At 55.4% G+C, this 13321-nt stretch carries 13 protein-coding genes; 5 read left to right on the plus strand and 8 right to left on the minus strand.

The genetic code is table 11. The annotated features are described in order from the left end of the window. Nucleotides 1-41: 41 nt before the first annotated feature. The 3 genes from ONZ54_RS12950 (at nt 42) to ONZ54_RS12960 (ending at nt 3197) form a co-directional block, all read left to right on the plus strand. Complete coding sequence (locus tag ONZ54_RS12950) at nt 42-1685, plus strand: hypothetical protein (protein WP_271786356.1); 1644 nt, start codon at nt 42-44, stop codon at nt 1683-1685. 152 nt (nt 1686-1837) lie between these two features. Beyond that, entirely contained in the window at nt 1838-2341 is a 504-nt protein-coding gene (locus tag ONZ54_RS12955) for a M48 family metallopeptidase (protein WP_271786357.1), read from the plus strand. Between the two features lie 25 nt (nt 2342-2366). Then, the gene (locus tag ONZ54_RS12960) at nt 2367-3197 is read left to right on the plus strand and encodes a DUF2927 domain-containing protein (protein WP_271786358.1); all 831 of its coding nucleotides are present in this window, start codon (nt 2367-2369) and stop codon (nt 3195-3197) included. A 150-nt stretch (nt 3198-3347) separates the two neighbouring features. On the opposite strand, the gene ONZ54_RS12965 is transcribed toward ONZ54_RS12960, so the two are convergent. Continuing rightward, nucleotides 3348-3596, minus strand: a complete 249-nt coding sequence (locus ONZ54_RS12965; RefSeq protein ID WP_212540954.1) for a DinI family protein — start codon at nt 3594-3596, stop codon at nt 3348-3350. A gap of 279 nt (nt 3597-3875) precedes the next feature. Between ONZ54_RS12965 and ONZ54_RS12970 the strand changes: the two genes are divergently transcribed. After that, the gene (locus ONZ54_RS12970; protein WP_005310870.1) at nt 3876-4145 is read left to right on the plus strand and encodes a type B 50S ribosomal protein L31; all 270 of its coding nucleotides are present in this window, start codon (nt 3876-3878) and stop codon (nt 4143-4145) included. Further along, complete coding sequence (ykgO, locus tag ONZ54_RS12975; RefSeq protein ID WP_005300174.1) at nt 4142-4267, plus strand: type B 50S ribosomal protein L36; 126 nt, start codon at nt 4142-4144, stop codon at nt 4265-4267. The genes ONZ54_RS12970 and ykgO overlap by 4 nt, the downstream gene beginning before the upstream one ends. A 95-nt stretch (nt 4268-4362) precedes the next feature. Here the strand turns inward: ykgO and pykF are convergent, their stop codons facing one another. The 7 genes from pykF to ONZ54_RS13010 all read right to left on the minus strand — a co-directional run bounded on the left by pykF (nt 4363) and on the right by ONZ54_RS13010 (nt 13199). Then, the gene (pykF, locus tag ONZ54_RS12980) at nt 4363-5775 is read right to left on the minus strand and encodes a pyruvate kinase PykF (RefSeq protein ID WP_271786359.1); all 1413 of its coding nucleotides are present in this window, start codon (nt 5773-5775) and stop codon (nt 4363-4365) included. A gap of 181 nt (nt 5776-5956) precedes the next feature. Beyond that, complete coding sequence (locus tag ONZ54_RS12985; protein ID WP_271786360.1) at nt 5957-6286, minus strand: PTS sugar transporter subunit IIB; 330 nt, start codon at nt 6284-6286, stop codon at nt 5957-5959. 78 nt (nt 6287-6364) lie between these two features. Continuing rightward, the gene (locus ONZ54_RS12990; RefSeq protein WP_271786361.1) at nt 6365-8425 is read right to left on the minus strand and encodes a beta-galactosidase; all 2061 of its coding nucleotides are present in this window, start codon (nt 8423-8425) and stop codon (nt 6365-6367) included. A 63-nt stretch (nt 8426-8488) separates the two neighbouring features. Then, nucleotides 8489-9688 carry a glycoside hydrolase family 53 protein gene (locus tag ONZ54_RS12995; RefSeq protein WP_271786362.1) on the minus strand — a complete coding sequence of 400 codons (1200 nt, stop codon included), beginning with the start codon at nt 9686-9688 and terminating at the stop codon, nt 8489-8491. Nucleotides 9689-9706: 18 nt separating this feature from the next. Further along, entirely contained in the window at nt 9707-10558 is an 852-nt protein-coding gene (locus ONZ54_RS13000; protein WP_059112374.1) for a sugar ABC transporter permease, read from the minus strand. Nucleotides 10559-10571: 13 nt separating this feature from the next. Further along, a complete protein-coding gene (locus ONZ54_RS13005; protein ID WP_059112375.1) occupies nt 10572-11876 on the minus strand; it encodes a carbohydrate ABC transporter permease in 1305 nt (434 codons plus the stop codon). 87 nt (nt 11877-11963) lie between these two features. Further along, nucleotides 11964-13199: an extracellular solute-binding protein gene (locus ONZ54_RS13010; protein ID WP_271786363.1), complete on the minus strand. Its 1236-nt coding sequence runs from the start codon at nt 13197-13199 to the stop codon at nt 11964-11966. Nucleotides 13200-13321 lie beyond the last annotated feature (122 nt).

A 13321-nucleotide genomic window follows, 5' to 3' on the forward strand; every position in this document is an offset into this window, starting at 1 on the left:
TAGGCCCGCTTTCGAGACTTCCCAGCAGGAACAGGTCACCCATGAATCATGCCATCCGTTTTACCGCTCCTCGTGTCAATCCGGGCCTAAGGCCGCTAGTCATCCTGCTCACCGGTCTGCTGGCATTGCTGTTTTGTCTGCGCAATCCGCTGTTTCATGGCATGGCCCCCGGTTTCGATGCCTCGTTGTTTGCGGTGATGGGCAAGATGTGGAGCGAGGGGGGCGTGCTCTACCGGGACATGATCGACATCAAGGGCCCCATGATCTTCGCCCTCGATGCGCTCGGTTATCATATGGGCGGTTTCTTCGGGATCTGGCTGCTGGAATGGGCGCTCTGCTGGCTCGGTCTGCTGGCCAGCTGGCAGGCATTCGCTCAGCTTGGCCTCTCCCTGCGCGCCCGCCTCGGCACCATGCTGGCAGTGCTGGCGCTCTACAGCACTCGCTATTACTACGGCAACATGACAGAGGACTGGACATTCCACCTGGCCCTCATCGCCCAGTGGGCCTTCATCACCATGCTGCTGGACAAACGCTTCAGCTGGGGCCCAGCCCTGGTGGCGGCGCTGACCTTTGCCATCGTGGCCTGGATGCGCACCAACAACGGTGCCTTCTGGGGCGCCTGGTATCTGGTACTGTTCTGCCATTGGTGCCTGCGCGAACAGTGGCGCTGCGCCCTCGCCCTGCTCTTTTCCAGCCTGCTGGGTCTAACCCTGATTGGCGGCCCCCTGTTCGCCTACTTCCAGCACCACAGCCTGCTGGCCGAATTCAAGTATTACGCTTTCGACATCTTCTTCGAGGGCAGCTACGGCACAGGCTTCTCGCCGGATGTGGGCAGCGTCGGCCTGCTGCGCACCGGCCTCATCATGCTGCTGCCCGCCTTCATCGTCCTGATGATGGGCCGGCGTCAGGAGTGGTATCTGCCCGCCCTGTGCGCCACCCTGTTTGGCGTGATCTTTACCCTGATTGCCAACTCTGTCTCCGGCCATGTGTTTGATCACTACGACGTTCTCTATCTGCCGCTGGCCCTGCTGCCGCTCGCCTGTCTGCTGGATCGCAGCGAACAGCAGGCCGATGGTCTCGGTCTGCTCTGCATCTCGCTGGTGGTGCTGACTGCCAGCTGGCTGCTGGCCCAGCAGCTCGGTTATGGCTGGAGCACCAAGGAGTGGTCGCTGGAACGAGTACGGGAAGTGCTCGGCAACAGCCTGCTGTGGGCCTTGCCCGTGCTGATCTTGGTGCCCCTGTGGCGCGCCTGGGATGTGCGCAGTGCCACCCCCTGGCTCGCCTCGCTGGCCATGCTGGCCCTTTTGCTCAACAACGCCTGGGAGGGCAGCCTGAAGGGCAAGCCGTTCAACCCGCCAGCCCAGGTGCGGGTCGACCGGATCAAGGCCGAAACCGGCCCGACCGACAAGATCTGGGTCGATGGCATTCAGCCGCAATACTATCTGTGGACCGATCGCCAACCAGCGTCGGCCTACCTCTTCTTTGCCAACGTCAATCCTCCCTACGATGTGCGTGAGCGGGTGCTGGCCGACATCAAGCGCCAGAGCCCCAAGTTCATCATCGCCAAACCGGAGCGGATTGCAGACGAGCTGAAAAAACCGACCACTCCATCCAGTCTCGCCTTCTATCAATATCTGGTGAGCCAGTATGAAGAGGTGGATCCGGGTCTCTATCGCAGGCGCTGATCCCGCTCCATCGCCGAAAAGGGCCGTCATTGCATGCAGTGACGGCCCTTTTGTTTGGGCGCACGACCCGTTTCGGGCAAGCGCAAGCTCTATCCAAGCCGACGCGGGATGACTACAATGACGCTCTTTTTTGATGTGACGAGTGACAAACCATGGTGGAACTGACCTATCTCGGGGGCTATCCAGACCCGCTCAAGGCCCAGGTACAACAGCTGATCGCGGCAGGCAAGCTTGGGGATATGCTGGAAAAACGCTACCCGGACAGTCACCTGATCCAGAGTGACAAGGCATTGCTGGGTTACACCATGGAGTTGAAAAATCGCTACCTCAAAAGCTCGGCGCCCCTTTCCAAGGTGATCTTCGACGGCAAGATCAACGTGATCAAGGATGCCCTCGGTCTGCACACCTACGTCAGCCGGGTGCAGGGCAACAAACTCAAGGCCAAGAACGAGATCCGCATCGCCGCCCTGTTCAAGGAGGCCCCTCCTGCCTTTTTGAAGATGATAGTGGTACACGAGCTGGCCCACCTGAAAGAGAAGGATCACAACAAGGCCTTCTACCAGCTCTGTCAGCACATGGAGCCGGACTATCATCAACTGGAGTTTGATCTCAGGCTCTGGCTTACCTGGCGTGACCTTGAGCGTGCCGCTCGCTGATCGATAGCCGTTTCAAGGAGGAAACATGATCCCATTTCGCCGCCCCCCGTTGCCGCGCCCCCGTTCCGTCATGTTCAAGGGATGGCTGACGGGAGTGTGGATCATGATGGCGCAGCTACTGGCGCAGCCCCTCACTGCCGCCGAGCGCTGGCAGAGCGATGCGTATCTCATCGACAGTTTTTTTGAAGTCGCCATGAAACGGGAGTATGGCGAGGAGCAGAACGTGCGATTTGCCCGCTGGCAACAGCCCATCCGCCTCAAGCTCATCAACGAGTTTGGCGACAAACCGCTGCAAACCGAAGTGGTCAAGATCCAGAGCCAGCATCTGGCTGGCATCATAGGCCACCCTATCATCTTGGTGAACGACAAACCCAACATCACGCTCATCATGACCGAACGTGCCCGGATGGCGAACTGGGCCAAACGGACCATGGGCCAGGGTGCGGCCATCACGACGGCGCTCAAGGAAGGGCTCTGTATGGCCAACTTTGCCATCAATGCCCGTTACGAGATAGCACGCGCCACCATCATCATTCCCGTGGATTACAGCCGCGCCAAGGGACGTTTTCTCGACTGTGTGGTGGAAGAGCTCACCCAGGTGATGGGGCTGCCCAATGACTCTGACAAGGTGTTCCCATCCATCTTCAATGACAACAGCATCGACAGCTTCCCCACCGGACTCGACTATGTGCTGCTCAAGCTCGCCTATCACCCTGCCCTGCACGCTGGCATGACGGCCGCCGAGGTGCGCGCCGCCCTGCCTGTCGCCATCAAGGCACTTCGCGCCAATGGCGAGATAACCCAGGCCGACCAGAAAGTGCAGGTCAACAGCCTCAAACGGTGGGCCGGATTGTAAGCGCATCTGTCTTCAGCAGAGGCTAAACAGTGCGAGGCGTAACATAGCCAGATACAGAAAACGCAGCCCAGGGCTGCGTTTCATTTGATCCGATAATCCGGTTTCAGGCCTGGCCAGCCTTATTTACGCTCACGCGGTAGCCATCGGGCTTCAGGAGGCGGCGCTTTCCGGCATCCAGCTGTCGGCGTTCTCCCACACCTCCTGCACCATGGCCTCCGCCAGCTCCTTGTCTTCCTTGCTGGCACGGCTGACTGTCATCGCCATGGCGCCGCCCGGTGCGACCCGCACATGCAGGTCGGGGAACTTCTCGCCCAACTGCTTGAGCAGCTCCTGACGCAGCGCCTCCATGGTAGTGGTGGGGATCTGATGTTTCTTGTCGATGATGATTTCCAGACGCATAGGATAAGTCTCCATGATTTATAACTGTATTTTTATACAGTAAAAATCAAAAGTAAAGGAGGGATTATCTGCTTCCCCAAGCAGGCCTTCAATCAAAGTTGCAGTGACGTCGCAGATAACCGGTTTTCCTGCTCCCGGGCGGCTCATACCCACCCGTTTTATGCTCCATGCCCCCTTCATCTACCCTGATAGCGCCCTAAAAAATAGTTGATATTCATTCTCAACAGGAGCATGATTTAATTGTTATAAGATAACATACCAATTCATAGAGCGAGTATCATGCGCCCCAACATTCACCCCGAATACCGTCAGGTCCTGTTTCACGATCTGACCGCCAATACCTATTTTCTGGTGGGTTCCACCCTCAAGACAGACCGCACCAAGCAGTGGGAGGATGGCAATACCTATCCCTATGTGACGCTGGATGTCTCCAGTGCCTCTCACCCCTTCTATACCGGCAAGCAGAAGCAGATCGGCAAGGAGGGCCAGGTCGCCCGCTTTGGTCAACGTTTCGGCCAATTCTTCAACAAAGGAAAAGACAAGTCATGAAAGTGCTCTCCTCCCTCAAATCAGCCAAGTCACGCCACCCGGATTGCCAGATTGTCCGTCGCCGCGGCAAGCTGTTCGTGATCTGCAAGAGCAATCCCAGATTTAAAGCCCGCCAGCGCTGAGCACGTCAATCCCTTCACTGACCCTCCGGTCGAAGGGCAATAGAGAAGACACCGGCTTGAGGCCGGCGTCTTCTTCACCATGGGTTTAACGCAGATCAGAGCAGGTGAACGGAGGCGGTGTTGGTGGTGCCGCTCGGTACCAGAGCACCGGAGACCATGACGACCACGTCACCCTTCAGACCCATGCCGCTTTCCAGCGCAGCTTCTTTGCCGATGCGATAGAAATCGTCGGTAGAGGCGATGCTGTCAACCACATGAGTCACCACACCCTTGGTCAGAACCAGTTGGGCTGCAGTTTTCTTGTTGGTGGTGATGGTCAGGATCCAGGCTTGCGGGAAGTACTTGCGAATGGCCTTGGCAGATTTGCCGCCTTCGGTGGCAACCACGATCAGCGGGGCGCCCAGCTTCTCGGAGGTCTCGACCGCGCCTTTACAAACGGCTTCGGTGATGCGCAGCTTGTTGCTGTCGTTGGCAGCAGACAGGTTGGACGGCATAACGGCATCGGTACGCTCGCAGATGGTGGCCATGATGGTCACGGCTTCCAGCGGGTACTTGCCCTTGGCGGACTCACCGGACAGCATGACTGCATCGGTACCGTCCAGAATGGCGTTGGCCACGTCGCCAGCTTCGGCGCGGGTCGGACGCGGGTTCTTGATCATGGAATCCAGCATCTGGGTGGCGGTGATAACCACTTTGCGTGCCTTGTTGCACTTGGTGATGATCATCTTCTGGGCGAAGATCACTTCTTCAACCGGAATTTCCACGCCCATGTCGCCACGTGCCACCATGATGCCGTCGGAGACAGCCAGGATCTCGTCGAAGTTGTCCAGGCCTTCCTGGTTTTCGATCTTGGAGATGATCTGGATGTTCTCGCCACCGTGGGCTCTCAGGTGCTCACGGATTTCCAGCACGTCTTCTTTCTTGCGAATGAAGGAAGCCGCAACGAAATCAACGCCTTGCTCGCAACCGAAGATGAGGTCGTGCTTGTCTTTCTCGGCCAGGGCCGGCAGCTTGATGGAGACGCCCGGCAGGTTGATGCCCTTGTTCTCGCCCAGATCACCGCTGTTCAGCACTTTACAGATGACTTCACGCTCGGTGATTTCGATCACGTCCATGCCGATCAGGCCGTCATCCACCAGGATGCGGTTGCCGACGCGCAGGTCGTTGGCGAAACCGGCATAGGTCACAGCGACTTTGTCTTTGTTGCCAATGACGGTCTGGTCGGTGGTGAAGGTGAAGGTCTGGCCAGCGACCAGGGCAACGTCGTTGCCGCCTTCCAGCTTGATGGTACGGATTTCCGGACCCTTGGTGTCGAGCAGGATAGCTGCGTGCTTGCCGGTTTCGGCCATGACAGCGCGCAGGTTGTTGATACGACCACCGTGCTCGGCGTAATCGCCGTGGGAGAAGTTCAGGCGCATGACGTTCATGCCGGCATCCAGCATTTTAGCCAGCATTTCTTTGGATTCGGTCTTGGGACCTATGGTGCAGACGATTTTGGTCTTTTTCATATTTACTGACATGTACAGTCCAATGATTGAGATGAGAAATTGGCAATGCGTTGTGGTTTATGCGCCCAGGACAAGCCATAACAGATCAATTCGTCATGGGCGAGTGACCAGATACGGCAGAACAGGCGAGTCAATCAGGCGTAGCCAGACTCGCTGACCAGCACTATCGCGCCGGATCACATTATTCAAACCAGGTTGCGAGATCCCGGCGCAGGTTGTCAGAACGCTTGCCGAAGATGGCCTGCACCTCCTGCCCTATGATGATGACGCCGATGGCGCCCAACTGCTGCAACGCTTCGCTGTTCACCGGCGAGAGCGCCTTGACCTTGACCCTGAGCCGGGTCAGACAGGCATCAAACGACTCGATGTTCTCTTTTCCACCAAATGCCGCCACCAGTTGCCGGATCCCCTCTTCATCCAGCCCGGACACAGCCTCTGGTTCCTGCCCTTTTTGCGATTTGTAGCCCAGTGCCAGACCAAACAGACGCTTGAAATCGTGCATGGATACCATGCTTGTCTCCCTTTTTTACCCGCAGCTCACGCACCGGGAAATAATCAAAAGAACCCGTCTACAAGACGGGCTCGGGGTTTACTGAACCGGACGGCTCAAGACACGGCAGCCATAAGCCTCCAGGGCAAGTTTCCCTGTCAGAGGCTGGCCGGTACTCATCTCCGTGTAAGCAGATGGCAGCAACACCGCTCTAGCCTCACAGGTGTAGTTCTGCAGGAAGATAAACTCCTGCTCACCATCGGTGCGGCGCTGGGCTGTGACCCCCGACGGCAGTTCGGTGGCTAGGGCCCGTGGCAAGCCCAGCTCTTCTATCAGCTTGCCGAAGAAGTCACGCTGGAACGCCAGATCGTTGCGCGAGGCGATGTAATAGGCTTGTCCTTTGCCATGGTCGTTGACCGTCACCGCCGGGCGGCCGGCATAGAAGTCGCTGTCGTAGCTGGCGAGAGCACGCGCCCCTTCCAACTGGATCAGATCGCACAATTGGGTCACCTCATAGGGTCCCTTCAGCCCCAGCTCATTGTCCGGCAGGCCACTGATAGCGTTGCGCTCATGGTCATAGAGACTATCGATCTCTTCTGCCCATATCCCGAGCACTGGCCGCAATGGCCCCGGGAAACCGCCGAGATGACAGAGATCCGTCTCGTTGACGATGCCGGACCAGTAGGTGGTCACGAAGCGCCCCCCCGCCTGGACAAAACCGTCGACCCGTTCGGCAAAGCCGTCGCGAACCATATAGAGCATGGGGGCAATGACCAGCGCATAAGGGCTCAGATCGCAATCTGCATTGATCACATCCACCGCGACACCCTGCTCCCAGAAGGCACGATAGTGCTCGGCCACCGTCTTCTCATAGAAGAGACCGGCATTACGGGGACCCTGGGCGTTGTCCATGGCCCAGCGGCTCTCCCAGTCAAAAATAATGGCGACTCTGGCTTCCACCTTGCTGCCGGCCACGGCAGAGATCTTGCTCAGAGTTTCTCCCAGCGCCTGCACTTCGCGGCCAACCCGGGTATCGATATGGCCGACATGATCGACCACGGCGCCATGGAATTTTTCCACCGAGCCACGGCTCTTTCGCCACTGGAAGTACTGCACCGAATCGGAGCCATGAGCCACCGCCTGCAGGGAAGAGAGGATATGCATGCCCGGCTTTTTAAGTTTGCTGATGGGCTGCCAATTGGTCAGGCTGGGGGTTGACTCCATCAGATAGAAAGGTTTCCCCCCTTTTAGGGTGCGCATGAGGTCATGGTACATGGCGGTATATGCCGCCAGGGTGCAATCATCCTCGGCATTGTGCCAGAGGGGGTAACTGTCCCAGGAGATGAAGTCGATCACCTTGGCCAGCTGCCAGTAGTCATAGTCGTAGAAGTACTCCATGAAGTTGGTCGTCGCGGGCAGTGCCGGGTTTTCCGCCTTCAGGGGGGCTATTTCGGCGGCACAGAAGTCGCTGACCTGGGCCGTGTTAAAGCGCTTCCAGTCCAGATTCAGACCATGGATGGTGCTTTCGCCAATGGGCGATGGGGACTCTATCTGCTGCCAATCGGTGAAGGTGTGGCTCCAGAAGGTACTCCACCACGCCTTGTTCAGTGCATCCAGAGTGCCGTAACGGGCTTTGAGCCAATCGCGGAACTGATGCTGGCACAACTCGCAATGACACTCGCCACCATATTCGTTGGAGATGTGCCAGGCGATGACACCGGGATGGTTGGCGTAGCGTTTGGCCAGGGCACCGTTGATCTGGCGCACCTTGTCACGATAGACGGGTGAGCTCATGCAGTGATTGTGGCGACCACCGTGCAGTGCCTTGACCCGGTTTTTGTCGGTGCGCAGCACCTCGGGATAGGCCTTTGACAACCAGGCGGGACGTGCCCCGCTCGGGGTGGCCAGGAAGGTATAGATGCCGTTGGCGTAGAGCGTATCGAGCACTCGATCCAGCCATCCAAATTCATAACGCCCCTCTTCGGGCTCCAGACCCGACCAGCTGAAGATGCCGACCGACATCACGTTGCTGTTGGTCTGCTTCATCATCTCTATGTCTTTGGCCAGCACGGCAGGATCATCGAGCCATTGATCAGGGTTGTAATCGGCACCGTGCAACAGGACAGGCACCTTGCTGCTCAGGGGGGGAAACTTGAACATGCACTATCTCCATATAATGGACATCATCGCCGACGGGCACACAGGCCCGCCGATCATGGGTGACTAGTTGAACGCCTTGATGGAAGGCAACACCTTGCCCTGGCAATCGAACAGCGACTGATTCTCGCGGGCATTGCCCTCTTTCCAGTCATCACTGTTGTATTTCATGCCGGCCTTGGTGGCCCAGGTGGCGCCCTGTGTCGGCAACCAGGCCGGCTCCCAGTAGAAGACCCCCTTGCCGCGCCCTTCCGGCACCTTGGTGACTACCTGTAACAGATCATGGAGATAATTGGCCTGCCCCTGCACCGTGGCGGGATACCCGGCGTCATCCGCCTCTTTCGAGGTGAAGTTGTTTTCGGCGTTATCGCAGTTGGCTGTGGTATAGCCGTAAGCCGCCTCGACCACGATCAGATCCTTGTCATAGCGCTTGCTGATGTCATCCATGTTGTACTGGAGGGCATTCATGGGGCCGTTCCAGTAGATGTAGTAAGAGAGACCTATGATATCGAACGGCACCTTGCGCTTGGTTATCTCGTCAAACCACCAGATGAAGGTGTCATTCTTGGTCCCCTCCGCCAGGTGAAGCATGATTTTTATCTGATCCCCATGCTCTTTGACTGCCTTGATCCCCGCATTCAGCAGACCCGCCAGACGGTCGAATTCTCCCCCATTCTGGCCCCAGCTCTTGCCTTCCGGCCACAGCATGCCACCGTTGATCTCGTTGCCCACCTGCACCATATCCGGCAACACACCGGCTTTGGCAAAGGCATCCATGGTGGTTTTGGTGTGTTGATAGACAGCCTCGGTCAGCTGGTCGATATTCATGCTGGCCCATGCCTTGGGCTTGTTCTGCCGGGCCGGATCCGTCCAGAAATCGCTGTAGTGATAATCCAGCAGGAACTTCATGCCATTGGCCTTGGCCCGCTTGGCAAGCTCTATGGTGGTCGCCAGATCATTGTTGCCGCCACCATAACGCTTGCCATCAGCATCCTTGGGGTCGACCCATAACCGCAGGCGGATATAGTTGAAGCCATTCTCCTTCAGGATGGCCATGGCATCCTGCGGATTGCCATGCTCATCAAAGAACTTGCCACCGTGCTTTTCCACCTCGGCCAACATGGAGACATCCGCACCCTTGATAAAGTCAGCCGCCACCTTGACCGGCTGGATCTGCACCGTTTCAGCCGCCAGAACCGAGGGGGCCATCATGGTCAATCCAGTGGCCAGCATGGCCGCCACCAACAAACTGTTTTTTAATTTCATCGTTGAGGTCCTGTGTGATTAGCCCTTGGTTCCGCCTGCGGTCAGGCCGGAAACAAAGTACTTCTGCAGTGAGAGATAAAGAATGGCGACGGGCACGGCGATGAGCACGGCACCGGCCGCATAGGTGGTGTAACTGGCCCCCATCTTCTGGGCGACCAGGTTATAGAGCCCGATGGGCAGGGTGAATTGATCCGGGGTACGCAAGATGGTACTGGCCAGGATGAAATCACCGAGCGGGCCGGTAAAAGAGAAGAGGGCCACCACCGCTATGATGGGTTTGGAGAGGGGCATGATGATCTCGATGAAGATCCGGAAGTTGCCCGCACCATCCATCCGTGCAGATTCATCCAGATCTTTTGGGATGGCATCCAGATAGCCTTTCATCAGATAGGTGTTCATGGGGATCATGCCCCCCACATAAACCAGCACCAGCGCCAGATGGCTGTTGATCAGACCCAGCATCTGCGCCAGTACGAAGATGGCGATCAGGGCCGAGAACTGGGGCACCATCTGCAGCAACAGAAACAGCATCAGTCCATTCTGGCGACCGCGAAAGCGGAAGCGGGAGAATGCATAGGCGGTAAAGCTGACGCTGATCAAGGTGAGCACCATGGTCAGGAAGCTGATCTTCATGGAGTTCCAATACCAGGCGGCATAATCAATCCGGCCATCAAACAGCTCCTGGTAATGCAGGAACGACAGATTGTCAGGCATGATCGAGGTATTGAGCAGGCTGCTGCCCGGATTAAGGGAAGCCCCCACAGTCCAGATAAGTGGATAGATGATGATCACCGCGACCATCAACAGCAGCACATAACTGATGCCCAGCCGAATAAAGTTACTCTTTTTAACACTGTGTTTGACACTCATATTCCAGCTTTCCTTAGGCCATATCATCTTGCTTGAAGGAGTTGGTTGCACGGAATTGCCACAGTGCGATACCAACTACGAAGATGGACAGCAAAATCGTAATGCTGGCCGCGATGGAATATTGAGAGGAGGACATGGTCAATTTGTAAATCCAGGAGACCAGAATATCCGTACCACCCGCATTGGATCCAATTACAGCCGGGCCACCGTTATTGAACAGATAAATAATGTTGAAGTTATTAAAATTGAAGGTGTATTGGGTAATCAGGATCGGCGCAATCGAATATAGTACCAACGGCAAGGTAATCGTGGTCAATTTGTGCCATGTGCTGGCACCGTCTATGGTAGCCGCTTCATACAAATCGTCCGGAATAGCCTGCAATACGCCAGTGGTCATGGCGAAAACAAACGGGAAACCCAACCAGGTTTGCATCAGGATCAATGCCGTTTTAGTCCAGAAAGGATCCGTCATCCACTGCTTGGGCTCAATACCTAATGACGCCAGAATGCCATTATTGATCACACCAAAGGTTTCATTGAACATGCCGGCAAAAACCAGAATGGTGACAAAACCGGGCACTGCCCATGGTAATATCAAAATGGTGCGAATGAGCGCTTTAAACCTGAGGTCTTTCTGATTGACCAGGATCGCCAACAGGACACCAACCGAACATTGCAATGTGGTCGCAATCAGGGTCCAAATCACTGTCCACTGCAATACGTCCAGCAAGGTGGAACGCCACAAATCCAGACGAAATATATTAAAGAAGTTTTTCAGCCCAACCCAGTCAACCAGCTTGGCCGGTGGCGTGTGATACAAATCGTAGTTGGTAAAGGCAATAGAAAAACCAAAAATAATAGGAAAGACCACCACGAACACCAGCAGAATAAAACCCGGGGTGATCATCAGATAAGGGAAACCTTCACTCAACAAAAGCTGATATTGTTTTCTGATACCAGATAATGCATAGCCCTGATCCCGCTTTTCACCACAGAGATAAGCATCGCGGAGCCCCCAGTAATAGATACCGACACCAAACGTCGCGATCAAGACACTGATCACCCCTTTAGCCAGCAGAAACACCGAGTTATCTCTTGGCAACTCGGTCCCCAGCGTAAATAGCCCCCAAAATCCTTGTTGTAAAAAGTCATTGAATACGCCAAGGAAACAAGACATGACGATAAAAAACAGCGCACCTTTGATAAACTGCTTGTTATAAAACTGACCAAAGCCCGGGATCAGCGATAATAATGCCGCAATCTTGGCGTGCTGGGTTTTTAAACCAACCTGTGCGATTTCGCTGGAATCGACAACCACAATATACCTCCTATCCTTAAAGAAACATGGGTAGCATCAAGCAGCTTAATACTACCCATGCAGGCAAGGCGTAACGCCTGCGTATCGTTAATCCCGGTTTGCGTGGTTTGCCTCAATCTGCATATTGATGGTTTTAACGGCACCATTCAGGGCAGCCTTGACATCTTGCTTGCCGGTCACGCTCAATTGCAGAGCGCTATTGGAGGGCGTCCATACTTCTTGCATTTCCGGTACACTTGGCATGGGAACGGCATAACCTGCCTGGATGGCAACGGCCCTTGCTTTCTCATCCCCCTTGATAACCGGATCATCAATCAGTGACTTGACGGGTGGAATCTCACCTGTCTTCTCAAAACGAATTTTGGCGTATTCAGGCTGGTTGATAAATTCGATGAATTGTTGAGCCAACTCCTTCTGAATGGAATAAGTAGAGACGCTGTATCCCTTTACCCCAAGGAAAGATCGCATGTGCTCGCCATTTGGCAGAGTGGGCAGTGGTGCCACCCCATAATTCACGCCGGCGTCCTGGTAAGGTTTGAATGCCCAGGGGCCTGTAATAACGGCAGCAGCTTTTTTCTCGGTAAACAGCGAGTCGATGGCATTGGCACCTGTCTCACCGACGATCCCTGCCGGGAACAAGCCATCCGCGTAGAACGATTTGAGGAAGGTGACCGCATCAATCGTCCCCTGATTGGCCAGCCCGATATCGTTCACATTCAGGGAACCATTGGCATTCTGGCCGAAAATATATCCCCCCATACCGGCAACGACGCCATATGAGTAATAAATCTCGTCAAATTTGGCTAGCAGACCATATTTATTGGCGGCGCGCTGCTCTTTGGAAACTTTGATCAAGTCATCGAAGGTTTCCGGTGCTTTTGGCAGTATGTCCTTGTTATACACCAGCACTATGGTCTCGACCGCTTTAGGAATACCGTACAACTTGCCTTCATAGGTCTGCGCGTCCACGGCGGGCTTGGTAAAGCTGTCCATGTACTTGGCATCCACCTTGAGTTCGGACAGCAGCCCCTGCACCACGGCACCACCGACCTGATCATGGGGAATGACCAGTACATCGGGACCTATGCCTGCCGGGCCATCCAGCCGCAGCTTCTCGATTTGCTGCGCATATGGCATCTCCTGGATCTTCACTTTCACCTTGTACTGGGCTTCGAATGCCTTGATCGCATCTTCAATGCCATTGGACTTCTTGATGTCTTCCCACACCAGCAGCTCACCCTCTGCCGCCATCACCCCATGGCTCAACAGGCTGCCCGCCCCCAATGACAACATAATCACTGCTGTTAACTTATTGATTTTCATCTTTTATCCTTGTCCCTGTTCAAGCGAAAATGATTGTTCCGTCGTGTTTTTTGCCGTGCATCAAACCAATGTGTGTAATAATTTCACTCTTTCCAATCACACGGGTATGACTCTCTGTCTAC

The organism is Aeromonas salmonicida (assembly GCF_028355655.1).
Taxonomy (GTDB): Bacteria; Pseudomonadota; Gammaproteobacteria; order Enterobacterales; family Aeromonadaceae; genus Aeromonas; species Aeromonas salmonicida.

Excerpts from the sequence above, each read along its gene's own strand:
- ONZ54_RS12970 (WP_005310870.1), top strand. The coding sequence starts at position 3,876 with ATGCGCCCCAACATTCACCCCGAATACCGTCAGGTCCTGTTTCACGAT.
- ONZ54_RS12965 (WP_212540954.1), bottom strand. The coding sequence starts at position 3,596 with ATGCGTCTGGAAATCATCATCGACAAGAAACATCAGATCCCCACCACT.
- pykF (WP_271786359.1), bottom strand. The coding sequence starts at position 5,775 with ATGAAAAAGACCAAAATCGTCTGCACCATAGGTCCCAAGACCGAATCC.
- ONZ54_RS12960 (WP_271786358.1), top strand. The coding sequence starts at position 2,367 with ATGATCCCATTTCGCCGCCCCCCGTTGCCGCGCCCCCGTTCCGTCATG.
- ONZ54_RS12955 (WP_271786357.1), top strand. The coding sequence starts at position 1,838 with ATGGTGGAACTGACCTATCTCGGGGGCTATCCAGACCCGCTCAAGGCC.
- ONZ54_RS13000 (WP_059112374.1), bottom strand. The coding sequence starts at position 10,558 with ATGAGTGTCAAACACAGTGTTAAAAAGAGTAACTTTATTCGGCTGGGC.
- ONZ54_RS12985 (WP_271786360.1), bottom strand. The coding sequence starts at position 6,286 with ATGGTATCCATGCACGATTTCAAGCGTCTGTTTGGTCTGGCACTGGGC.
- ONZ54_RS12990 (WP_271786361.1), bottom strand. The coding sequence starts at position 8,425 with ATGTTCAAGTTTCCCCCCCTGAGCAGCAAGGTGCCTGTCCTGTTGCAC.
- ONZ54_RS12995 (WP_271786362.1), bottom strand. The coding sequence starts at position 9,688 with ATGAAATTAAAAAACAGTTTGTTGGTGGCGGCCATGCTGGCCACTGGA.
- ONZ54_RS12950 (WP_271786356.1), top strand. The coding sequence starts at position 42 with ATGAATCATGCCATCCGTTTTACCGCTCCTCGTGTCAATCCGGGCCTA.
- ONZ54_RS13010 (WP_271786363.1), bottom strand. The coding sequence starts at position 13,199 with ATGAAAATCAATAAGTTAACAGCAGTGATTATGTTGTCATTGGGGGCG.
- ykgO (WP_005300174.1), top strand. The coding sequence starts at position 4,142 with ATGAAAGTGCTCTCCTCCCTCAAATCAGCCAAGTCACGCCACCCGGAT.